At 35.6% G+C, this 21,501-nt stretch carries 24 protein-coding genes; 15 read left to right on the forward strand and 9 right to left on the reverse strand.

Features of this window, described 5'->3' with window-relative positions:
* Positions 1 to 33: 33 nt before the first annotated feature.
* The 8 genes from BW946_RS21875 to BW946_RS01940 all read right to left on the reverse strand — a co-directional run bounded on the left by BW946_RS21875 (position 34) and on the right by BW946_RS01940 (position 7,511).
* On the reverse strand, positions 34 to 231 hold the full coding sequence (locus BW946_RS21875; protein ID WP_409193520.1) for a bacteriocin-like protein: 198 nt from the start codon (positions 229 to 231) through the stop codon (positions 34 to 36).
* 73 nt (positions 232 to 304) lie between these two features.
* Positions 305 to 1,666: an aldehyde dehydrogenase gene (locus tag BW946_RS01910; protein WP_076594568.1), complete on the reverse strand. Its 1,362-nt coding sequence runs from the start codon at positions 1,664 to 1,666 to the stop codon at positions 305 to 307.
* Between the two features lie 426 nt (positions 1,667 to 2,092).
* Positions 2,093 to 2,590 (reverse strand): 50S ribosomal protein L9, encoded by a 498-nt coding sequence (gene rplI, locus BW946_RS01915; RefSeq protein WP_076594569.1) that lies wholly within the window; start codon positions 2,588 to 2,590, stop codon positions 2,093 to 2,095.
* Positions 2,591 to 2,700: 110 nt separating this feature from the next.
* Positions 2,701 to 3,003, reverse strand: a complete 303-nt coding sequence (gene rpsR / locus BW946_RS01920) for a 30S ribosomal protein S18 (protein ID WP_002979091.1) — start codon at positions 3,001 to 3,003, stop codon at positions 2,701 to 2,703.
* 32 nt (positions 3,004 to 3,035) lie between these two features.
* Complete coding sequence (rpsF, locus tag BW946_RS01925; protein WP_047429790.1) at positions 3,036 to 3,377, reverse strand: 30S ribosomal protein S6; 342 nt, start codon at positions 3,375 to 3,377, stop codon at positions 3,036 to 3,038.
* 129 nt (positions 3,378 to 3,506) lie between these two features.
* Entirely contained in the window at positions 3,507 to 4,865 is a 1,359-nt protein-coding gene (locus BW946_RS01930; RefSeq protein ID WP_076594570.1) for a chloride channel protein, read from the reverse strand.
* Positions 4,866 to 5,309: 444 nt separating this feature from the next.
* Positions 5,310 to 6,620, reverse strand: a complete 1,311-nt coding sequence (locus tag BW946_RS01935; RefSeq protein WP_076594571.1) for a dihydrolipoamide acetyltransferase family protein — start codon at positions 6,618 to 6,620, stop codon at positions 5,310 to 5,312.
* A 63-nt stretch (positions 6,621 to 6,683) separates the two neighbouring features.
* Positions 6,684 to 7,511, reverse strand: coding sequence for an SAM hydrolase/SAM-dependent halogenase family protein (locus BW946_RS01940; RefSeq protein ID WP_076594572.1), 828 nt, complete (start codon positions 7,509 to 7,511; stop codon positions 6,684 to 6,686).
* A 133-nt stretch (positions 7,512 to 7,644) separates the two neighbouring features.
* On the opposite strand from BW946_RS01940, the gene BW946_RS01945 reads away from it, so the two are divergent.
* The 4 genes from BW946_RS01945 (at position 7,645) to BW946_RS01960 (ending at position 11,260) form a co-directional block, all read left to right on the forward strand.
* Entirely contained in the window at positions 7,645 to 8,604 is a 960-nt protein-coding gene (locus BW946_RS01945) for a PhoH family protein (RefSeq protein WP_002979097.1), read from the forward strand.
* Between the two features lie 117 nt (positions 8,605 to 8,721).
* On the forward strand, positions 8,722 to 9,384 hold the full coding sequence (locus BW946_RS01950; protein WP_076594573.1) for a porin family protein: 663 nt from the start codon (positions 8,722 to 8,724) through the stop codon (positions 9,382 to 9,384).
* Positions 9,385 to 9,863: 479 nt separating this feature from the next.
* Positions 9,864 to 10,508 carry an outer membrane beta-barrel protein gene (locus BW946_RS01955; protein ID WP_076594574.1) on the forward strand — a complete coding sequence of 215 codons (645 nt, stop codon included), beginning with the start codon at positions 9,864 to 9,866 and terminating at the stop codon, positions 10,506 to 10,508.
* 83 nt (positions 10,509 to 10,591) lie between these two features.
* Complete coding sequence (locus tag BW946_RS01960; protein WP_076594575.1) at positions 10,592 to 11,260, forward strand: porin family protein; 669 nt, start codon at positions 10,592 to 10,594, stop codon at positions 11,258 to 11,260.
* A 70-nt stretch (positions 11,261 to 11,330) separates the two neighbouring features.
* On the opposite strand, the gene ffh is transcribed toward BW946_RS01960, so the two are convergent.
* Positions 11,331 to 12,692: a signal recognition particle protein gene (gene ffh / locus BW946_RS01965; RefSeq protein ID WP_076594576.1), complete on the reverse strand. Its 1,362-nt coding sequence runs from the start codon at positions 12,690 to 12,692 to the stop codon at positions 11,331 to 11,333.
* Between the two features lie 176 nt (positions 12,693 to 12,868).
* On the opposite strand from ffh, the gene BW946_RS01970 reads away from it, so the two are divergent.
* The 11 genes from BW946_RS01970 to BW946_RS02020 all read left to right on the forward strand — a co-directional run bounded on the left by BW946_RS01970 (position 12,869) and on the right by BW946_RS02020 (position 21,423).
* Positions 12,869 to 13,240, forward strand: a complete 372-nt coding sequence (locus BW946_RS01970; protein ID WP_034695426.1) for a hypothetical protein — start codon at positions 12,869 to 12,871, stop codon at positions 13,238 to 13,240.
* Between the two features lie 59 nt (positions 13,241 to 13,299).
* On the forward strand, positions 13,300 to 14,397 hold the full coding sequence (gene atpB, locus BW946_RS01975) for a F0F1 ATP synthase subunit A (protein ID WP_076594577.1): 1,098 nt from the start codon (positions 13,300 to 13,302) through the stop codon (positions 14,395 to 14,397).
* 47 nt (positions 14,398 to 14,444) lie between these two features.
* Positions 14,445 to 14,639, forward strand: a complete 195-nt coding sequence (atpE, locus tag BW946_RS01980) for an ATP synthase F0 subunit C (protein WP_002979108.1) — start codon at positions 14,445 to 14,447, stop codon at positions 14,637 to 14,639.
* A gap of 85 nt (positions 14,640 to 14,724) precedes the next feature.
* Positions 14,725 to 15,222 carry a F0F1 ATP synthase subunit B gene (locus BW946_RS01985; RefSeq protein ID WP_047429825.1) on the forward strand — a complete coding sequence of 166 codons (498 nt, stop codon included), beginning with the start codon at positions 14,725 to 14,727 and terminating at the stop codon, positions 15,220 to 15,222.
* A 2-nt stretch (positions 15,223 to 15,224) separates the two neighbouring features.
* The gene (gene atpH, locus BW946_RS01990; protein WP_076594578.1) at positions 15,225 to 15,764 is read left to right on the forward strand and encodes an ATP synthase F1 subunit delta; all 540 of its coding nucleotides are present in this window, start codon (positions 15,225 to 15,227) and stop codon (positions 15,762 to 15,764) included.
* A gap of 16 nt (positions 15,765 to 15,780) precedes the next feature.
* Entirely contained in the window at positions 15,781 to 17,358 is a 1,578-nt protein-coding gene (gene atpA / locus BW946_RS01995) for a F0F1 ATP synthase subunit alpha (RefSeq protein ID WP_076594579.1), read from the forward strand.
* A 76-nt stretch (positions 17,359 to 17,434) separates the two neighbouring features.
* The gene (gene atpG, locus BW946_RS02000) at positions 17,435 to 18,298 is read left to right on the forward strand and encodes an ATP synthase F1 subunit gamma (RefSeq protein ID WP_076594580.1); all 864 of its coding nucleotides are present in this window, start codon (positions 17,435 to 17,437) and stop codon (positions 18,296 to 18,298) included.
* Between the two features lie 268 nt (positions 18,299 to 18,566).
* Positions 18,567 to 19,925, forward strand: coding sequence for a hemolysin family protein (locus BW946_RS02005; RefSeq protein WP_076594581.1), 1,359 nt, complete (start codon positions 18,567 to 18,569; stop codon positions 19,923 to 19,925).
* 10 nt (positions 19,926 to 19,935) lie between these two features.
* The gene (locus tag BW946_RS02010; RefSeq protein ID WP_076594582.1) at positions 19,936 to 20,241 is read left to right on the forward strand and encodes an ATP-dependent Clp protease adaptor ClpS; all 306 of its coding nucleotides are present in this window, start codon (positions 19,936 to 19,938) and stop codon (positions 20,239 to 20,241) included.
* Between the two features lie 206 nt (positions 20,242 to 20,447).
* Positions 20,448 to 21,062 (forward strand): uridine kinase, encoded by a 615-nt coding sequence (udk, locus tag BW946_RS02015; protein WP_002979122.1) that lies wholly within the window; start codon positions 20,448 to 20,450, stop codon positions 21,060 to 21,062.
* Between the two features lie 4 nt (positions 21,063 to 21,066).
* Entirely contained in the window at positions 21,067 to 21,423 is a 357-nt protein-coding gene (locus BW946_RS02020; RefSeq protein ID WP_002979124.1) for an FtsB family cell division protein, read from the forward strand.
* The last annotated feature ends 78 nt before the right edge of the window (positions 21,424 to 21,501 follow it).

Below are 21,501 nucleotides of genomic sequence, written 5' to 3' on the forward strand. Positions count from 1 at the left end.
AACCCCCTATCAAATTTTGAAAGGGGGTGTTTTTTAATTGCTTTCACATAATTCTACATGTATTGCTCCTCTTCCATTAGCATCATAACAAGCCGCACCTCCGGAATAACTAATACAAGAACTACATGAACTGACATATACCATAGATCCATCGGAGCAAGAAGATGCGCATGATTTTCCACCTGAAATTGATCTCAATTTTTCACGAGATAATTTTTTGAAATTTTTCATAATGTTTTTATTTTGTTGATTAACAGAAATAAAAGTACAATATTATTTTTAAAATTCTCCATTTTGGGATTAATTAAAGTAATTTTTTGATCCAGCTTATTTTTTTGTTAGAATATGGCGGATATTTGATATTAGGCTCGCCCCAGGTTGCTTTTTCAAGAACTGATTTTTGGTGTGAAAATGTTTCGAAGCCATATTTGCCGTGATAATTTCCAATCCCTGAATTTCCCACTCCTCCAAAAGGAAGATTGTCATTACTTAAATGCATTACCGTATCATTGATACAACCTCCTCCAAAAGACAGTTTCCTTGTAAAATTTTCTTTTTCCTCAGCGTTATTGGTAAAAAGGTAGGCTGCCAGTGGTTTTTCAAGCTCCAGAATAGAGTTTAGCGCGACATTGTAATTTTGAAAGCTGATGACAGGCAGAATAGGACCGAAAATTTCTTCCTGCATAATTTTGTCATTCCAGTCTATACGATTCAGAATAGTAGGCTCTATATACCGTTTTTCTTCGTTGAAATTCCCGCCGCAATAGATTTTTTCCTGATCAATAAGATGGATAAGCCTTTGGAAATTCCTTTGGTTAATAATTCTTGTGTATTGATCAGAATCCGGCTCATATTTGAATTCTTTGATATATTTTCTGAGCATTTCCAGAAACTGTTCCTTAATGGTTTCTTCCACCAGCAGATAATCCGGAGCAACACAGGTTTGTCCGGCGTTGAGGAATTTTCCCCAGACAATTCTTTTGGCAGCAGTTTCTAGAGAGGCATTTTGGGTGACGATAGCCGGAGATTTTCCGCCCAGTTCAAGGGTTACAGGAGTAAGATGTTCTGCGGCTGCTTTGTAAACAATCTTACCGACTTTTGTGCTTCCTGTAAAAAATATCTTGTCAAATTTTAACTTGAGAACAGCAGTGGTTTCATCAATACCTCCTTCATATACATAAAGATATTCAGACGGAAAGTTTTCATTGATAATGGATGCCATAGCTTTCATTGTATTTTCTGCTATTTCGCTGGGCTTAAGAATACAGCAGTTTCCGGCGGCCATTGCCGCTATGACGGGAGAAAGGGATAGCTGATACGGATAATTCCAGGCACCGATTACCAATACACAGCCCAATGGATCAGCATAAATTTTACTGTTTCCCAGTTGGTTGACAAGATTGGTGCTTACTTTTTTAGGCTTTGAAAGAGATTTTAAGTTCCTGATATAATAATTAATATCATTGAGAATGAAGGATAATTCTGTAGTGAAAGTATCAAATTCTGATTTTCCAAAATCTTTTTTAATAGCTTCATACAACATATTCTCATTAGAAATAATTAGATTTTTCAGCTTTTCAAGGTACATTTTCCTGAAAGCGAGGCTTTTGGTCTGCTGTGTTTTAAAAAAATCCCTTTGACTCAGTAAAATTCTTTCAATTTCCATTCTTAAGCTTTTGTGTAATAAACGTTGCGGTTTGAGCAATATTGCATCTTTAAAAATATGAACAATAAATCGGCCAAAGTAGTTGGAGCAGGAAGCAGAAAATTACTCTTGATTGTTTGAAGAGAGGTTGTTAATTTTATAAGAATTTGCTATTTTCAGCATATAAACTGAGAGAGGATAAGTAACGAGTAAGAGGTCCGGTTGCGTATTACCTGATAACAGTATCGTAAAGCACCTTTATATTTGAATGACGTAAGGTTTGCGGAAAACGAATAATATTGCTTGAGATGTTCACATTCTCTTCCGCTGAAGGGTGGATTTTTGCAAAGCAAAAGGCAGGATAGTTCTGTAAACAATACTTTACATAAAAAAACCACCTCAATAAATTGAAGTGGTCTTGTATTGTGAGAAATTCTCAGTTGCTTATTAAGCTTCTTCAGTTTTAGCTTCTTCTTTTTTAGGAGCTGCTTCCACTGGAGCGTCAGATACGATATCAAACTCGTAGTTGTACTCAACATTTCTGTGAAGTCTGATAAGAGCTGTGAATTTACCAGTTCTCTTGATAGTATTACCAGGAATTTTGATGTATTTTTTCTCTACAGAAACACCAGCTTTTTCTAAAGCAGCAGATAGATCAGCATTGTTGATAGATCCGAATAATTTGTCACCAGCACCTACTTTTGCAGGAATAGTGATAGAAGTTTTCTTCAATTGCTCAACTACAGCGTTAGCAGCAGCGATTAATTTAGCTTCCTCTTCTTTTCTAGCTTCCAATGTAGCTTCTAAAGCAGCTTTGTTTTTAGGGGTAGCTAAAAGAGCAATTCCTTGAGGAATTAAGAAGTTTCTAGCATAACCTGGCTTTACGTTTACTGTATCAAACTCAAGTCCTAAGTTTTCTACGTCTTTTTTTAGGATAATTTCCATTGTTGTTGTCCTTTTTTAGATTTTAGTTTTATAGCTAAAATCAAGTTAGAATTAATGATTTATTCAGCAACAAAAGAAGAGGGAGACCTCTTCTTTTATTTATTTTTGTCTTATTTCAATAAGTCAGCTACGTATGGTAGTAATGCAAGGTGTCTTGCTCTTTTGATAGCAGCAGAAACTTTTCTTTGATATTTTAAAGAAGTTCCAGTGTATCTTCTTGGTAAAATTTTACCTTGTTCGTTTACAAATTGTAATAAGAAGTCAGCATCTTTGTAATCAACGTGCTTAATTCCGTATTTTTTGAATCTACAATATTTCTTTTCAGATTTTGTATTGATATCAAGCGGAGTAAGGAATTTTACTTCTGATTCTCCTCCAGCTGAGGCTTGTTTAGCCATTTCATCTATTGCCATGTCTTGTCTTTTTTAAAAAATAGGGTTAATAATTAAGCTTTAGCTGCTTTTACTTTAGTTCTTCTAGTTACAGCGTACTCAACAGCATGCTTGTCAAGTTTTGTAGTAAGGTAACGGATTACTCTCTCGTCACGCTTAAATGCTAATTCCAGATCAGCTACTACAGTACCTTCTCCTTTGAATTCAATTAGAGTATAAAACCCGTTCTTTTTCAATTGGATAGGATAAGCTAATTTTTTTAATCCCCAGTTTTCTTTAGCAACGATTTCGCAGTTCTTTTCTTTGATAAGATCTACATACTTGTTCACTGCTTCCTCTACCTGTGACTCAGATAGAACGGGAGTTAAAATGAAAACAGTTTCGTAATTGTTCATAATGTTAAATGAATTTGTTAATTATTTCGAGGTGCAAAAGTAGAGAATAATTTCCGCATATGCAAGAATGTTGGTGAAATAGTTGGTGTTTCCTGACAATATGTATTTGCTTTTATTTTAGTTATTGAATTAATTTTCATCTTTTGATCTGATTTCAGCCAGAAAATTCACCTTCAAAACATCATACAAAGAATGTCTGCTTACCAGGATTGAAGCAATAGAGGAGACCATTCCGGCAAGCATCAGATGGAATATCAGGGAATGCCTGTCCGTCATTTCCAAAACAATAATGGCTGAAGTAAATGGGGCTCTCGTAATCCCGGTAAGAAAAGCCACCATTCCGGCGAGAACGACTACATTGGTTTCGTTAGGCGTTAAATGTATGGCTCCTGAAATAACTGAGCCTATACTTGCTCCTGCAGTAAGAGCAGGAGCGAAAATTCCGCCCGCACCACCCGAAGTGAAAGAAAGGGCAGGGCCAAGCATTCTTAAAATAGGGACATACCACTCTTCATGTTTATTTTTGGTAAAAAGAACACGCTCCATAATTTCTTTTCCTGAACCCAGAATTTCTCTGTTGATGAAGTATGCAATGGAAGCGATAATTAATGCACAAATGATCAGAAAGATTACATTAGCCTTATCTGTTTTCAGTTTTTTCTTCTTCCAGGTATTGATTTTAAGCATAATGACAGATAGCTGGCTTGCCATAATGCCGGCAGTGGCTGCAACCAATATGATGGGAAACATAACCATTAAAGAAACATCATTGGTTTTCGGATATCCAAGATATAAATAAGACCCGGCCAGTGTTTGAGCTGTTAAACCTGCGATAATCACCGCTGTAAATAAGGCAGTTTTAAAATAATTAATGTGGGTTTTTGACAGCTCTTCCACAGCAAAAACAATTCCTCCAAGGGGAGTATTGAACGCTGCAGCAAGTCCGGCTGCCGCTCCTGTCATAATCATGTTTTTCTTGGAAATTTTTGGCCACCATTCAGGAAGGTACTCATTCACTTTTCTGAAAACGGAACCTGCTATCTGAATCGTAGGGCCTTCACGTCCTACTGCACCTCCTCCGATTACAAGAACAACAGAAGATAGTATTTTGAAAAAAATAATTTTAATACTTAACAGATTCCGGATTTTCCGATGCTCTTTCGGGTTGGCAAGTTCTACTGCGGCCATCACTTGAGGAATACCGCTTCCTTTGGCATTGGGAGCAAATTCTTTCACCAGCCACCACGATAATACAAATCCTATGGGAGCAATAATGAAAATCATCCATGCATGCCAGTCGAAAATAAAATTCATGAGATGTTCGCCCCAGGCAAATACCTGCGCATACATTACAGCAAAAAAGCCTGTAATTACAGATCCTATCCAAAAAGGAATGGCCTGAAGCAGGTTGTACTTCAACTGTTCGTTCCGGATATTGTCGAAGGAGTTTTTAAGAGATCTTTTTATGAGGGTGAAAATTTTCAGCATTTGTAGGTTTTGAAGGATAAAATTACGGTAAAATTCCGGAAATTGTATTTTGTTGAATTGAGATGATACTATAATGTGACTCAGAAAGAGGATTAAACCTCAGTCATTGATTCTTCATCTTCTTTGGTGAAATCAAAAAATCTTTTGATGTCATATTTACTATAATCTAAATCCATTTTCCAAATAATTTGTTTAAAAATAATGCTAATCAATCTGATTTCCAAAAAAGTTAGTACAGTATATAAATATTTTTAATAATTATTGATTTTGTTTTTAATTATTATTTTTGTTAAATATTTCATATTTATTTAGCGTAATGTTTAATCTTTTATAATATTGTCAAGCTTAAGTAATAAAAAAACAAAAAAACCTCCGATTTAATCGAAGGTTTTCATTTATATGATCAGTAATAAGCAAAATTACTTATTACTGATTATTTATTACTTATATTTCTGTGTTCAGATCCCAGTTTTCAAGGTAGTCGTGAACGTGCTTCAGCATCATTCCTCCTAGAGATCCGTCTACCACTCTGTGGTCATAAGAGTGAGACATGAACATTAAGTTTCTGATAGCAATTACATCTCCGTCAGCTGTTTCAAGAACTGCAGGCTTCTTAACGATTGCTCCGATGGCTAAAATAGCTACCTGAGGCTGAGGAATAATTGGTGTTCCCATAAGGTTTCCGAAGCTTCCTACGTTAGAAATTGTATACGTTGCCCCTTGAGTATCCTCTGGTCTCAATTTCTTGTTTCTTGCTCTGTAAGCTAAATCATTGATTGCTTTTGCAAGACCTGAAAGAGATAACTGATCTGCATTTTTGATAACTGGAACAATAAGGTTTCCGTCCGGAAGGGCAGTAGCCATACCGATGTTGATGTTTTTCTTTTTGATGATGTTCTCACCATTGATAGAAACATTGATCATCGGGAAATCCTGAATAGCTTTCACTACCGCTTTTACGAAAATAGGCATGAAAGTCAGTTTTTCACCTTCACGTTTTTCGAATACAGCTTTGTTTTTATTTCTCCATTTTACAACGTTGGTAACGTCTGTTTCGATGAAAGAAGTAACGTGTGGAGCAATTTGTTTTGCTTTCACCATATTTTCAGCGATGATCTTTCTCATTCTGTCCATTGGAATGATCTCATCACCTGCGCTCACCGGAATGGTAGCTGCCGGAGCAGATACTGCCGCTGGTTGTGGAGCAGAAGCTGCCGGTACCGGAGCTGCCTGTTGAACTGGCTTGCTTCCTCTGTTAGCAACATATGCTAATATATCTTCTTTTGTAATTCTTCCTTCCAAACCGTTGCCTTTGATGGATTTCAGTTCAGTTTCAGAAATGTTTTCCTGTTGAGCGATAGATTTTACGAGTGGAGACAGATAAAGGTCTCCTGAGAATTCTACGTTTGAAGCAGCTGCTGTCTGTAGAGGCTCTTCAATCGCTTTTAAAGTTTCAGTATCCGGAGCAGCCGCTGGAGTTTCAGCTTTCACCTCTTCTGAAGCTGTACCTTCTCCTTCAATTTCTAAAATAGCAATGGCTTCACCTACTTTTGCAACTTCATCTTTTTGCTTTAAAATTTTCACAATTTTCCCCGAAACTGGTGTCGGTACGTCTGAATCTACCTTATCTGTTGCAATTTCTACCACGGAGTCATCCTCCTTTACATTATCACCTTCATTGAATAACCAAGTGATAATTGTCGCTTCCATAACCCCTTCTCCCATGGAAGGAAGCAATAATTTGTATTCTGCCATTTTTGATTTTTAGATTTTGACAAATATATAAAAAAAATCGGTTTTTTTAAGAAATATATAATCTTAGCTGAATTCGATATAAATATTTTCTCCCACATTCAGTCCAAACAGGCTTTTAGCGCCGTTTTTCTTGCTTCCTTTGTAGATGGTAAGCTCCAATAACTGACTATCATTGAATATTGCCGCAGACTGTCCGTGGAATTCGGTCTCCCTTTTCCAGTCTGAAACAACTTCTGTATGACTTGAAAATATTCTTGAAAGGCTTAAATTTCTGAATTTTATGGTAAAACTGTTGTAACCTTTACTGATGTTCTCAAAAAAATCTTTATTGATATTTGATATTATATTTCCGAAATTATCAATATAAGTCACTTCACCAATAATCATCCCTTCCGATTCATTATAAACCGCACGAGGGAACATTAGTTGTTTTGCCGTGTTTATTTTTCTTCCTATGACTTCAGGGAGTCCGCCATTGGCAAGATGTACCGCTGCAGGAACAAAAATGTCTGTAGAAGTGAAGTTGATAACGTCATCAAAACGGTTGTTCAGCGTAAGCTCGTAGATGGCTTCCGGTTTAATATCAAAAAATATAAGGCTTAAAAGACCATTGTCTGCCGCCAGGAAGTAAGATCCGTCAGCTTTATAAATAATATTCTTTCTGGATTTGTGATAAAAGCTGTCTACAGAAAGAATGTGTATGCTTCCTTTTGGAAAATATTTATAAGCATTTCTTACAATATACGAAGTCTGTATAAGGTTGAATGCTTGGATTTCGTGGGTGATATCAATAATATTAACCTCAGGGTTTAGAGACAGAATCTTGCCTTTCACAGCAGCAACTCTGTAATCTAAATTTCCGAAATCCGAAGTAAGGGTAATAATTGACATGAGCAATTTATAGAATAGTGTAGTATTGCAAAGTTATTTAAAATAAAAAGAAAGCCCGAAAGATTGTTGAAAAGAATTTGATATAAATTTGAAAAAAAGCTTTAATTTTAAAATCTAAAAATAAAAATACTGCATGTTTGAATTAACATATGATTTGGAAGATATCGATGCGAAAATCTTCTATGGAGTTAATAACCAATATTTCAACTTAATAAAATCAAGCTTTCCAACCATTAAAATTACAGGAAGAGATCATTTCATCTTTGCCATGGGAAATCAGGAAGCTTTAGACATACTGAAACAAAAACTTGACGATATTGTCAGTTTTATCTCCAAAAACAATTCAATAGGACTGAAAGACGTTGAAAATATTTTGAATATTAAAGACGAAAATGAGAAACAGCTGGTATTCGACCAGGACATTATCGTAAAAGGAGTTAACGGGAAAGTTATTAAAGCTAAGACGACCAATCTTAAAAAGCTGGTGAAGGAAACTGAGAAAAAGGACATGGTTTTTGCCATTGGGCCTGCAGGTACAGGAAAAACATATACCAGTGTGGCATTGGCTGCAAGAGCGTTAAGAGACAAGGAAGTGAAAAGAATTATCCTGACAAGGCCTGCTGTAGAAGCGGGAGAGAGCCTGGGATTTCTTCCCGGAGATCTTAAAGAAAAGCTGGATCCGTATTTGCAGCCGTTGTATGATGCACTTCGTGATATGATTCCGCACGAGAAACTGGAAGGTTTTATGGAAAAGAAAGTCATTGAAGTAGCGCCATTGGCTTTCATGAGAGGACGTACACTGGATGATGCTTTTGTGATTCTTGATGAAGCACAGAATACTACTCATGCACAGATGAAAATGTTCCTTACGAGAATGGGAATGAATGCCAAGTTTATTATTACAGGAGATCCAAGCCAGATTGACCTGCCGAAAAATCAACAGTCCGGGCTGAAAGAAGCCATGAGAATTTTAAATGGAGTAAAAGAGATCGGATTCGTTCATCTTACAGAAGAGGATGTGGTAAGACATCCGGTGGTAAGAAAAATTATCCTGGCTTACAACGATGAGGAAAAAAGACTAAGAAACGACTAGTGAAAATAGGTGAAAGTTTTCGTTAACTTTTTATTAACCTTAAATTTGATGGTTAAAATTTGTTAATTTGAAAAAAATAATTAGTTTTGCAAACCTTAAATGTAAAACTAACTAAACATGAAAAAACTTTTACTTGTTGCGGCGGTCGCTGCTATGGGAATTTGTGCCAACGCACAAGAATTTCGATTTGGTCCAAAAGCTGGTTTCGCAATGTCTACTATTAAACTGGATGATAAGCAAGACGATCTTGACGGAAGAAAAATGTCTCCGAAATATACCTTCTATATCGGTGGAATGGCTGAGTACAAATTCAATGATAACTTTGCTGTTCAGGGAGAGGTTTTGTATTCTCCACTTGGAGCTAAAGAAAAAATTGATGGCGTAAACGCTGGAGGAATTTATTTTGGTGAGTCAACTAAAGTGAATTTTGGAACTCTTTTGGTTCCTGTTTCTGCCAAATACTTTATCACAGAAGGCTTCTCTGTAGCTGCAGGTCTTAATGTAGGAATCATTCTTACAGCTAAACAAAAGACTGTAATTGGTTCAGATTTCCTTGATGTGGAAGTGGAAGGTGAAGGCGGCGAGGTAGATATTAAAAAAGATATCAAATCATTAAACCTTGCTCCGTTCTTAGGTGTTGAATATATGTTGGAAAACGGACTTTTCTTTGATGCAAGATACAGCTTGGGAGTATCAAACCTATCTAATGACAATAGCGGAGGGACTGTAAAGAATAGCTTTGCTCAGATTGGCGTAGGCTTCAAATTCGGAGGAAACTAATTCTGAAATTTTAGCTTCAAAATAATGATAAAAAAGGCTTTCCGAACTTTTCGGACAGCCTTTTTTTTGATGACTCATATATAAGCTGTATGGATTTCTGATCAGAAATTTTTAATAGAGAGGATCTGTAATGATTAAAATTAAAGAAGATAATCCTGAATAATAAACATTTGTTTAAATTTTAAGAGTTAATAACTTTAAAATTAGAGATTTAGGTTAATTAATTTTAGCGTTTTTCCAGAATTCATCGGGTTTTATAAAAAATAAGAAAATTTAAAAAATTAAATATATTGGAGTCTTGTTGAAAAAATAGGATTTTTTTATTCATAATATTGTGAAAAAATCAACAACATCTCTTGATTAGGATTTATTTTTACAAAACCCTTAATTCCAGTAATGATATTAATCACATTAACAAATTTTAATATTAGTGGAGACCACTGTAAATTTGCTCTCAGAAAGTATTAAAATTTTTTACAATGAAAAAAATATTATTAGCGGGTGCTGTTGCACTTTTCGGTTTATCAAACGCTCAGATTGCTAAAGGAACTACATATTTATCAGGATCTGTTGGTTATTCTCAAGTAGAATCTAACAACGGTAACGATAAAAAAGAAAACTTCAACGTATTACCTACAGTTGGATATTTCGTAAACACTAACTTAGCAATCGGATTAGGAGTTGGTTATCAAACTGAAAAAAACACTTTAACTACTACTCTTGGTAACACAGTAGGAGAAAGCATCACTAAGCAGCCAGCTTTTGTTGTAGCTCCATTCGTAAGAAAATACTGGACTTTATCTGACAAGTTATATTTCTTCGGACAATTAGCAGTTCCAATGCAGTTTGGAAAAACTGAAACTGAAACTAGCTCTGTAACTACAGTAGGAAATAACACAATTTCAACTTCAAATTCTACTGAAGCTAAATACACAAAAATCGGTGTTACTGTTAAACCAGGTTTAGATTATTTCTTAAACAAAAACTGGTCTATCGAAGCTACTATCGGTGAGTTCGGTTATAGCAACTACAAGCCAAAAGATGGTGATGCTACCAACAACTACAACTTCGGATTGAATTTATCTTCTGTAACTTTCGGAGTTAAATATGTATTTGCAAAATAATAAACAAAGCATATAGCAAGAAAGCCCTGAGAATACTCAGGGTTTTTTGTATTTTTGCGAACATTTTTTTAATACAATAAATCATGAAAAAAATTTTATTAGCGTCTGCAATCACTTTATTTGCAGGTTTAAATGCACAAACTACATTCGGGGTAAAAGCAGGATATGCTTTATCAAAATTAAATTCCAGTGAAGGGGATTTTGAATTTGGAGGATTTGAAGCCAGTTTAAAATCCAAATCAGGGTTTTATATCGGAGGTTTGGTTGAGCATAAATTCAATAATAAGTTTGCTGTCCAGGGAGAGCTGGAATATGCCAATCTTGGCGGAAAAGCTGAAGTTGGAATATCTGGTACAGGTATTACCTTAACTGAAAAGATGAACCTTAACAGAATTGTTATTCCTGTATCTGCAAGATATTATGCAACGCCAGAACTAGGAATTTATGCAGGTCCTTATGTAAGCTTTAAAACGAATAATAAAGTAAAATTTGAATTAAGTGGTTCTAATGCTGGTATGGTAGATCCTTCCGGACTTAAAGAAGGAGAGCGCTATTTGGAAAGAGAGCTGAATGATGGTTTAAAATCTACAGATTTCGGTTTATTTTTAGGAGCAGATTACAATATTCATAAAGGATTATTCGTAGATGCACGTTACAGTTTTGGTCTTACCAATATGATTAAAAATCCTGTGGATGGTGAAACATTAAAAATGAATTTCTTTCAGTTAGGAGTAGGATACAAGTTTAAATAAAACCTATATCAATATAAAACAAAAACTCTCAGAATTTCTGAGAGTTTTTTTATGAATGATTTTGTCTTTCTTATTTCCCGAACATTCCACCCATTCCAGGCATATTCGGCATTTTGCTCATCATCTGCATCATTTGTTTTCCCTGAGGTCCCTGCATCATCTTCATCATTTTACCCATCTGATCAAACTGTTTCATCAATTGATTCACATCTTCGATTTTTCTTCCGGCCCCTTTGGCAATTCTTCCTTTTCTCTGAGTATTGATGATAGAAGGTCTTCTCCTTTCTTCAGGAGTCATAGAGTAGATGATCGCTTCAATGTGTTTGAATGCATCATCACTGATTTCTACATCTTTAATTGCTTTTCCAACTCCAGGAATCATTCCCATCAAATCCTTCATATTACCCATCTTCTTGATTTGATTGATCTGCTTAAGGAAATCATCAAAACCGAATTCGTTTTTAGCGATTTTTTTGTGAAGTTTTTTAGCTTCTTCCTCGTCAAACTGCTCCTGAGCTCTTTCTACTAAGGAAACAACATCTCCCATTCCCAGGATTCTGTCTGCCATCCTTTCCGGGTAGAAAAGGTCTAAAGCTTCCATTTTTTCTCCTGTAGAGATAAACTTGATGGGTTTTTCAACAACAGAACGGATTGTTAATGCAGCTCCACCTCTTGTATCACCATCTAATTTCGTTAAAACAACTCCGTCGAAATTCAAGGCATCGTTGAATGCTTTTGCCGTATTTACAGCATCCTGACCTGTCATAGAGTCTACTACGAAAAGCGTTTCCTGTGGTTTGATGAAATAATGTACGGATTTGATCTCGTTCATCATCTGCTCATCAATGGCCAAACGACCTGCTGTATCCACGATTACAACATCATGACCGTTTGCTTTTGCAAAATTAATTGCATTTTCAGCAATCGTAGAAGGGTTTGTAGAACCTTCTTCGGTAAAAACGGGAACATTGATTTGCCCTCCCAATACTTTCAGCTGGTCAATCGCTGCAGGACGGTAAACGTCACAGGCTACCAATAAAGGTTTTTTATTTCTTTTTGTCTTTAAATAATTAGCAAGCTTTCCTGAGAAAGTAGTCTTACCAGATCCCTGAAGACCTGCAATAAGAATTACAGAAGGTTTTCCTGAAAGATTAATTCCTTCCTGAGAACCTCCCATCAGGTCTACCAGTTCATCATGGACAATTTTCGTCATCAGCTGTCCCGGAGTAAGGGAAGTAAGAACGTTTTCTCCTAATGCTTTATCCTGAACTCTTTTTGTAAGATCTTTCGCAACTTTATAGTTAACGTCGGCATCTACCAATGCTCTACGGATTTCCTTTACGGTTTCCGCCACATTGATTTCAGTAATTTTTCCTCTTCCGGAAATATTGTGTAATGCCTTGTCTAATTTATCCTGTAAACTATTAAACATATTTATTGTAAATTATAGGTTTGCAAAAATAAGGAATTTTTAGCATATCCAAAGTGTTTGATCACGTAATATTATATATATACGTAATATTATTACAAAGAAGAAAAATGATAAATATCAAATCATAGTATAATACGATAGAAAAAGTCTATTTTTGCGATCAATTAAAATATAGAATGAAGATCAATCCCAATATTCTTGTTGTCATTTTATTCTTTCTGACCTTCCTGGTGCATTTTTCCCTTTGGAAATTTGTTTTTCACCTGGATGAAATTGTAATCATTAAATTTTACCTTTTTCTAAGCGTCATGTTTATGATGATGATCACGCTTATTATCTTAATCAATAGAGTAGCGCCGGAATTTTTAGGATTATCTGTTATTGGTTTGATCCTTTTAAAATTCGGTTTAATGTACTTAATCAGAAAAAAACTGAACTTTGAAGTGATTCCTGGCTATAAATTTCATTTTATTATGCCTTATTTTGTCCTGACAGCACTGCTTACATACTATGCCATCAAGCTGATTAATCATGATAAAAAACAGTAAAATAATTTATTGAAACTAGAAAAAATATCATATTTTTGCACAACGAAAAAAACCTATCAATGTTTAAGAAATTCGCAGTTTTATTCTACAGTATTTTTGTATTAAACTTAGTGTCTGCACAGCACGGTGAGGCTACTGCTGGGGCAGCTCCTGCTCAAGAGCTTTCAGAGAAAGACAAAGTAAGCAAAGAAAACAAAGAGTTCATCGATCATCACTTGTTGGATGCACATGATTTCACATTGATGGTTGATAAGGAAGGTCACCACATCGGTTTTCCTCTTCCTGTTATTATCTATGATAACGGTTTTCACTCTTTCATGAGTAACAAAGAAGGGTTTATGCACGGAGAACCTACTGAAGTTGATGGAAATTTTTATGTATTGCATCATGAAAAAATCTATAAGACTGATGCAGCTGGAACTTTAACGCTTGATGACCACGGTCACCCAACTAACGAAAAGCCATTAGATCTTTCAATTACAAAGAGTGTGTTGATTATTTTATTAGTATCCATCTTTATGTTAGTATTATTCGTTGGAATGGCTAAGTCTTACAAAAAATCAGTGGTTCCTACAGGAGCTGCAAGATTTTTAGAGCCATTAATCATTTTCGTAAGAGATGAAGTTGCTATTCCAAACATCGGACATAAGTATAAGAGATTTATGGGTTATTTATTAACAGTGTTTTTCTTTATCCTTTTCCTTAACGTTTTAGGATTAATGCCATTCGGAATTAATGTTACAGGTAATATTACAATGACATTCTTCCTGGCTATCCTTACGTATTTGATTACAACATTCTCAGCGAACAAAGATTACTGGAAGCATATTTTCTGGATGCCAGGAGTTCCGGTTCCAATGAAACTGATCATGCTTCCTATTGAGTTATTAGGAACTATTACTAAGCCATTCGCTTTGATGATCCGACTTTTTGCCAACATGACGGCAGGACACATCGTAGTAATGAGTTTGATCGGACTGATCTATGTATTTAAGAATTTTATTGCAGGTGTTGCATTCCCTTTCCTTACATTGGTAATTTATTTACTGGAAGTATTGGTAGCGTTCCTACAGGCTTATATCTTTACAATGTTATCTGCGCTGTTTATCGGAATGGCAGTAGAAGAACATGAGCACGAACATCATGCAGCTCACTAATTGAAATTATAAATTAAAGTAAAACAAATTTTTTAAAATTATATATTATGGAAATCCCTAAAATTGTAGGTGCTGGTATCGTAGTACTAGGTGTAGGTATCGGTCTTGGTAAAATCGGAGCTGCTGCTCTTGAAGCTATCGCTAGACAACCTGAGCAATCTGGAAAAATCCAAACAGCTATGCTTATCGCAGCTGCACTTGTAGAAGGTGTTGCGTTTGCTGCTCTATTCGCAGTAAACTAATTAAATTCAAACCATTATCTGTGACGGTTGGTTACAGGTAATGGTTCTTTAAAAAAAAAGTAATAATTATTTATACATTTATATAATGGAATTAATTCATCAGTTTTCATCAGGACTATTTATTATCCAGTCTGTTATTTTTCTAGCATTATTATTTTTGTTAGGTAAATTCGCTTGGAAGCCTATTTTAAATTCTATCAATGACAGAGAAACATCTATTGTTGACGCTCTTAATCAAGCTAAATTAGCTAGAAAAGAAATGGAAACTTTAAAAGAGGATAACGAAAGAATCATTCGTGAAGCTAAAATCGAAAGAGATGCTATCCTTAAAGAAGCCAGAGAAATTAAAGACAGAATCGTAGGAGAAGCTAAAGATGCTGCTAAAGCTGAAGGAGACAAAATGATCGAAGCTGCTAAACAGACTATCAATGCTGAGAAAAATGCTGCTATGGCAGACATCAAAACTCAAATTGGTACTTTATCTGTAAACATTGCTGAGTCTATCCTGAAGCAAAAGCTGGACAACAGTGAAGCTCAAAACGAATTAGTTCAAAATTATTTAAACAAATCAAACCTTAACTAAGAATGCTTACATCTAAAGTAGCTAAAAGATACGCACAAGGTTTACTTGATTTCACAAACGAGTCAGGTCAGACAGCTACTGTATTTTCTGAAATGAAAGATGTAGTAAAGATCATGAAAGAGTCTGTGGACTTAAATAAATTTTTCATGACTCCTTATATTGATTCTAAAAAGAAAATAGAAGTAGCAAACGAAATTTTCAAAGGTTTATCTGTTTCTTCTCAGAACCTGATCAGATTGGTAATTAAACACGGACGTGAAAACCAATTGAAAAATATCGCTCAGGAATTCATCAACAAAGTAGAAGACCTTAGTGGTGTACAGAGAGTAACACTTACAACAGCAACTCCGCTTTCAAAAGAAAACCTTGACCAGATTTTAAGATCTACCCATCTTGTAAATGCTGATTCAAACTTTGATCTGAAAGTAAATGTGAAGCCTGAAATTCTTGGAGGATATGTTCTGAGAGTAGGTGACCAGCAGGTAGATGCGTCTGTGAAGACAAAACTGAACCAAGTTAAAAAAGATTTCCAATTAAATTAAGAAAAACAACCATACAATGGCAGAAATAAATCCGGCAGAAGTATCTGCGATCTTAAAACAGCAATTGGCCAACTTCGATACTCAATCCAACGTTGAGGAAGTAGGTACAGTTTTAACCATCGGTGATGGTATTGCTCGTGTATACGGGTTAGAAAACGTACAATACGGAGAGTTGGTGAAATTTTCTAGTGATGTAGAAGGTATTGTACTTAACCTTGAAGAAGACAACGTGGGGGTTGCTCTATTGGGTGAAAGTAAATTAGTAAAAGAAGGTGATACAGTAAGAAGAACAAACAGAATCTCTTCTATCAAAGTAGGAGAAGGTATGTTAGGAAGAGTAGTAGATACTCTTGGTAACCCAATCGATGGTAAAGGTCCTATTACTGGGGATTTATACGAAATGCCATTGGAAAGAAAGGCTCCTGGAGTAATCTTCAGACAGCCGGTAACTGAGCCTTTACAGACCGGTATCGTTGCAATTGATGCGATGATCCCTGTAGGAAGAGGTCAGAGAGAGCTTATCATTGGTGACAGACAAACAGGTAAAACTACTGTTGCTATCGATACGATCATCAACCAAAAAGAATTCTTTGATGCTGGTAAGCCAGTATATTGTATATATGTTGCTATCGGTCAGAAAGCTTCTACTGTAGCACAAATCGTTAAAACTCTTTCTGATAAAGGAGCTTTAGCTTATACGGTAATCGTTGCAGCTAACGCATCAGATCCGGTTCCAATGCAGGTATATTCTGCAATGGCAGGAGCTTCTATCGGTGAGTTCTTCAGAGACACAGGTAGACCAGCACTTATCGTTTATGATGATTTATCTAAACAAGCTGTTGCTTACCGTGAGCTTTCTCTACTATTGAGAAGACCACCGGGCCGTGAAGCTTACCCTGGGGACGTTTTCTACCTTCACTCAAGACTATTGGAAAGAGCGGCAAAAGTAATCGCTGATGATAACATTGCCAAGCAGATGAACGATTTGCCAGAGTCTCTTAAACCAATTGTAAAAGGTGGTGGTTCATTAACAGCCCTTCCGATTATAGAAACTCAGGCTGGTGACGTTTCTGCATACATCCCTACAAACGTAATCTCTATTACAGACGGACAGATCTTCCTGGAGTCTGATCTATTCAACTCAGGGGTTCGTCCTGCAATCAACGTAGGTATCTCTGTATCAAGGGTAGGAGGTAATGCACAGATCAAATCAATGAAAAAAGTATCTGGTACATTGAAACTTGACCAGGCTCAATATAAAGAACTTGAAGCGTTTGCTAAATTCGGTTCGGACCTTGATGCTTCTACGTTAGCAGTAATCTCTAAAGGAGAAAGAAACGTAGAGATCCTTAAGCAGCCGGTAAATGCACCACTTCCTGTAGAAAGTCAGGTAGCGATCGTATATGCCGGAACAGAAAACTTAATGAGAAACGTTCCATTGAACAAGATTAAAGAATTCCAACACGAATACATCGAGTTCCTGAGATCTAAGCACCCAGATACAATGGCTGCTATCAAGGCTGGAAAAATCGATAACGATATTACAGGTGTTCTTAAGCAGGCAGCTAACGATTTAGCTTCTAAATACAACTAAAAAATTCAATGTTTAAGGTTTGAAATATAGCGTTTTAGACCTTAAACTTTAGACCTTAAACTTTGAACCCAAATTAATGGCAAACTTAAAAGAAATACGAGGCAGAATTACGTCAATTTCATCTACGATGCAGATTACACGTGCTATGAAGATGGTTTCCGCAGCGAAACTTAAAAAAGCACAGGATGCAATCGTAATGTTAAGACCTTATTCTGAAAAATTACAGGAGCTTATCCAGAATGTAAATTCTAGCTCTGATCCTGATCAGATTTCTGTATATGCTCAGAAAAGAGAGGTTAAAAGAGTACTATTCATCGCTGTTACTTCAAACAGAGGTCTTGCGGGAGCTTTTAACTCTTCTATCGTAAAAGAGCTTAACCTTCAGTTCCAGAACAACGCTCAGTACGAGGTTGAAGTTCTTCCTGTAGGTAAAAAAGTATATGATGCAGTAAGAAAAAGCCGTACGGTATATACTAATGGAAGTTCTGTTTATGATAACCTGAACTTTGATGCAGTTGCTCATATCACTGAAGGGGTAATGGCAAGCTTCAGAGAAGGTAAATTTGACGAAGTTTATGTTATCTATAACAAATTCGTTAATGCTGCTACTCAGGAAGTAACTACAGAACAGCTTCTTCCCATCTCAATGCCGGAAAATACTGAGCCACAGGTTGAAACAGATTACATCTTTGAACCTAACAGAGCTGAGATTCTGGATAATTTGATTCCAAAGTCTATCAAAACTCAGGTTTTCAAAGCGATTTTAGATTCAGTAGCGTCTGAGCACGGAGCGAGAATGACTGCAATGCACAAAGCAACAGATAACGCTCAGGCTTTAAAGAATGATCTTGTGATCTTCTACAACAAAGCAAGACAGGCTGCAATTACCAACGAAATTTTGGAAATTGTTTCCGGAGCAGAAGCTTTGAAAAATTCATAAGGAATTATTTTACTATACAAATGAAAGCACCGAAATTATCGGTGTTTTTTTGTTTATAATTGACTGAAACCGTCATTTATTATTCAAAAATCGAGTTTTTATCATAAAACAGGAAATTAGTCCGATTGTTTTTTTTATTTAAAAACTGAGGTACTATATCGTGTCATATTTTCTTCCGAAAATTACTTCATGGAAATAATCTATCCCGGATTCAGGTTATTTTTATTTTGCATATCTTTGTAGTTAATAAAATTTATATAATCTCTAAATGGACTCGGACATAGTCAGGCTTTTGCTGGCCTTATTTCTTGTTTTACTCAATGGCTTTTTCGTAGCCGCAGAATTTTCAATTGTTAAAGTTCGTTACTCACAAATTCAGTTAAAAGCTGCAGAAGGAAACTCTATGGCTAAGCAGGCAGAACATATCATCAAACATCTTGATGAATATCTTTCCGCTACACAATTAGGAATTACATTGGCATCCCTTGCCCTTGGTTGGGTAGGAGAAAGTGCCCTGCACCATATTGTTGAAAATATTTTCACGTCTTTGAGCATTAATCTGACTCAGACAACCATTACTACAATTTCGGTAGTGACAAGTTTTGTATTGATTACCATCATGCACATTGTGTTTGGTGAGCTTATTCCAAAATCAATAGCCATCAGAAAATCTGAAGCAACTACAATGGCAACAGCGGTTCCGTTGAGAGTTTTCTATACGATCTTTAAACCGTTTATCTGGTTGATGAACTCCATGTCAAATGGTTTCTTAAGACTTGTAAAAATTCATCCCGCTTCCGAACAGGAAATTCACTCTACGGAAGAACTTCAGCTTTTGGTGAAACAAAGTGCAGACAGCGGTGAGATTGAAGAAGAGAACTACGAAATTATTAAAAATGCATTTGATTTTACAGATCATTCCGCCAAGCAGATCATGGTTCCAAGACAGAATATTACTTCCATAGACTTTGAAGAAGATGTCAATGACATTATCAATAAGATCATGGATAGTGGATATTCCCGTATTCCTGTATATATCGATTCTATTGACAATATTATTGGAATTTTCTACACAAAGGAAATTATAAGAGAATTTGTGAAGAGAAAAGGAGATCTTGACCATGAAGACCTTAAAGATTTAATGCGTGATGCATTCTTCGTGGTAGAAAGTAAGAAAGTTTCAGACTTATTGAAAACGTTCCAGCTTAAAAAACAGCATATTGCCATCGTTATTGATGAGTTTGGAGGAACTGAAGGAATTATCACACTAGAAGATATTCTTGAGGAACTGGTGGGAGAAATTCAGGATGAAGAAGATGACGAAGAAAAAATAGTTGATAAAATAGCGGATAATACTTATTGGGTGCAGGCTACACAGCCTTTGGACGAAATCAACGAGTTTTTACCCAAAAGGCTTCCTCTTTCCGAAGAAAGCGAATACAATTCATTGGCCGGATTTATTCTTCATGAACTGGAAGAAATTCCGGAAGAAAACCAGGAGTTTGATCTTGAAAATTATCACTTCAAGATCCTGAAAATGAATAATAAAAGTGTGGAACTTGTGGAGCTGGTATATCAGGAACCCAATGCTATTGACCATTTAGCAGATAAAATTGGAGAAGTTTAAAAGAATAAGAATGAGTTTTTATAACAGCATAAAAGACTACGAAAACCCAAAACGTCAGTACGAGGAAGAAGTTCTCGTCTTAGATGATACAGATGAAGTTTATAAACTGGTACTGCATAACGATGATATTCATACATTTGATTACGTAATAGACTGCCTGATCGAAATATGCAAGCATACGTTGGAACAGGCTGAGCAGTGTACCATGCTGGTTCACTACAAAGGCAAATGCACCGTAAAAACAGGATCAATGGATGTTTTGAAGCCTATGCATGAAAAATTAGTTTCGCGCGAATTAACAAGCGAAATCGTATAAAATACAAATCCGGCAGTTTGTCGGATTTTTTTATGGAATCCTGAGCAGAAAGCAGAGGAATAGCAACGAATCACAAAGACTGAAAGACTTCTGGCCAATCTTTCAATTTTTAAATGCTTTAATCTTTTAATTTCTCAATACTCTTACATTGTCATATTTTATCTAAAATAGTATATTTGTACCAACTATAAAGAAACAAAAAAACAATGCTTGTAATAGGAATTGCCGGTGGTACAGGATCCGGCAAAACTACAGTTGTTGATAAGATACTTCAGCAGCTTGATATTGAGGGAATGAATATCCTCTCTCAGGATAATTATTATCACGACAACCAAGGTCTTACATTGACGGAAAGAGAAGCTCTGAACTACGACCATCCAAAATCAATAGACTTTGACTTACTGATAAAACACGTAAAAGCTTTAAAAAATAATGAGCCGATTGAGCAGCCGATTTACAGCTTTGTTACCCATTCCAGAACAGGAGATCATGTCACTGTAGAACCTAAAAACGTACTGGTAGTAGAAGGAATTCTTGTTCTTACCAACAAAGAATTACTGAAAGAATTTGATCTGAAGGTATTTGTTCATGCTGATTCTGATGAAAGATTAATCAGGAGGATCAGAAGAGATACTCAGGAAAGAGGAAGAGATCTGAGCGAGGTATTACACCGTTATCAGACCACATTGAAACCAATGCATCAGGAATTCATAGAGCCGTCTAAAAATGAGGCCGATCTTATTATCCCCAATATGAAACAAAATTCCGTAGCCATTGATTTTTTAACTACTGTTATTAAAAACTCGTTGAAAAAACATTAAAAAAATGGAAGAAAACAACCTTATCAAAGACATTCAGCCGAAATCTGAAACATTCAAACTTATCCAGAAATATGTTTTGAACAAGTATACCATTACGATCTGTCTGTTTTTGGTATGGATGATTTTTTTTGATAAAACTTCATTTCTTGTTATTAATGAACTCAATGGTGAGATTCATAAATATGAAGAGCAATTGGATTATTATAAAAAAGAATACGAGAAAAACGATGCTTTTTATAAAAAACTGATGAACAACAAGTCGGAAAAAGAAAAATACGCAAGAGAAAATTATTTTATGAAAAAACCGAATGAAGAGATCTTCATTCTGGTGGTAGACAGCACAAAAGTGGCTAAAAAATAATAAAAGTTGAATAGAATTATATTAATGATGAAATGGATTTTTAGTTTTTAAAAAATTCAGTTGCGAAGCAAAATTCAC

The organism is Chryseobacterium sp. RU33C, from assembly GCF_900156015.1.
Classification (GTDB): Bacteria; Bacteroidota; Bacteroidia; order Flavobacteriales; family Weeksellaceae; genus Chryseobacterium; species Chryseobacterium candidae.

What these genes read in the sequence shown, in the direction of transcription:
- BW946_RS01935 (WP_076594571.1), bottom strand. Translation starts at nt 6,620, where the DNA reads ATGGCAGAATACAAATTATTGCTTCCTTCCATGGGAGAAGGGGTTATG.
- rpsF (WP_047429790.1), bottom strand. Translation starts at nt 3,377, where the DNA reads ATGAACAATTACGAAACTGTTTTCATTTTAACTCCCGTTCTATCTGAG.
- atpH (WP_076594578.1), top strand. Translation starts at nt 15,225, where the DNA reads ATGCTTACATCTAAAGTAGCTAAAAGATACGCACAAGGTTTACTTGAT.
- atpE (WP_002979108.1), top strand. Translation starts at nt 14,445, where the DNA reads ATGGAAATCCCTAAAATTGTAGGTGCTGGTATCGTAGTACTAGGTGTA.
- BW946_RS01985 (WP_047429825.1), top strand. Translation starts at nt 14,725, where the DNA reads ATGGAATTAATTCATCAGTTTTCATCAGGACTATTTATTATCCAGTCT.
- BW946_RS01960 (WP_076594575.1), top strand. Translation starts at nt 10,592, where the DNA reads ATGAAAAAAATTTTATTAGCGTCTGCAATCACTTTATTTGCAGGTTTA.
- BW946_RS02005 (WP_076594581.1), top strand. Translation starts at nt 18,567, where the DNA reads ATGGACTCGGACATAGTCAGGCTTTTGCTGGCCTTATTTCTTGTTTTA.
- BW946_RS01945 (WP_002979097.1), top strand. Translation starts at nt 7,645, where the DNA reads ATGTTTGAATTAACATATGATTTGGAAGATATCGATGCGAAAATCTTC.
- BW946_RS01940 (WP_076594572.1), bottom strand. Translation starts at nt 7,511, where the DNA reads ATGTCAATTATTACCCTTACTTCGGATTTCGGAAATTTAGATTACAGA.
- BW946_RS02010 (WP_076594582.1), top strand. Translation starts at nt 19,936, where the DNA reads ATGAGTTTTTATAACAGCATAAAAGACTACGAAAACCCAAAACGTCAG.
- BW946_RS21875 (WP_409193520.1), bottom strand. Translation starts at nt 231, where the DNA reads ATGAAAAATTTCAAAAAATTATCTCGTGAAAAATTGAGATCAATTTCA.
- atpG (WP_076594580.1), top strand. Translation starts at nt 17,435, where the DNA reads ATGGCAAACTTAAAAGAAATACGAGGCAGAATTACGTCAATTTCATCT.
- BW946_RS01910 (WP_076594568.1), bottom strand. Translation starts at nt 1,666, where the DNA reads ATGGAAATTGAAAGAATTTTACTGAGTCAAAGGGATTTTTTTAAAACA.
- ffh (WP_076594576.1), bottom strand. Translation starts at nt 12,692, where the DNA reads ATGTTTAATAGTTTACAGGATAAATTAGACAAGGCATTACACAATATT.
- rplI (WP_076594569.1), bottom strand. Translation starts at nt 2,590, where the DNA reads ATGGAAATTATCCTAAAAAAAGACGTAGAAAACTTAGGACTTGAGTTT.
- BW946_RS01950 (WP_076594573.1), top strand. Translation starts at nt 8,722, where the DNA reads ATGAAAAAACTTTTACTTGTTGCGGCGGTCGCTGCTATGGGAATTTGT.
- BW946_RS01955 (WP_076594574.1), top strand. Translation starts at nt 9,864, where the DNA reads ATGAAAAAAATATTATTAGCGGGTGCTGTTGCACTTTTCGGTTTATCA.
- atpA (WP_076594579.1), top strand. Translation starts at nt 15,781, where the DNA reads ATGGCAGAAATAAATCCGGCAGAAGTATCTGCGATCTTAAAACAGCAA.
- BW946_RS01970 (WP_034695426.1), top strand. Translation starts at nt 12,869, where the DNA reads ATGAAGATCAATCCCAATATTCTTGTTGTCATTTTATTCTTTCTGACC.
- atpB (WP_076594577.1), top strand. Translation starts at nt 13,300, where the DNA reads ATGTTTAAGAAATTCGCAGTTTTATTCTACAGTATTTTTGTATTAAAC.
- rpsR (WP_002979091.1), bottom strand. Translation starts at nt 3,003, where the DNA reads ATGGCAATAGATGAAATGGCTAAACAAGCCTCAGCTGGAGGAGAATCA.
- udk (WP_002979122.1), top strand. Translation starts at nt 20,448, where the DNA reads ATGCTTGTAATAGGAATTGCCGGTGGTACAGGATCCGGCAAAACTACA.
- BW946_RS02020 (WP_002979124.1), top strand. Translation starts at nt 21,067, where the DNA reads ATGGAAGAAAACAACCTTATCAAAGACATTCAGCCGAAATCTGAAACA.
- BW946_RS01930 (WP_076594570.1), bottom strand. Translation starts at nt 4,865, where the DNA reads ATGCTGAAAATTTTCACCCTCATAAAAAGATCTCTTAAAAACTCCTTC.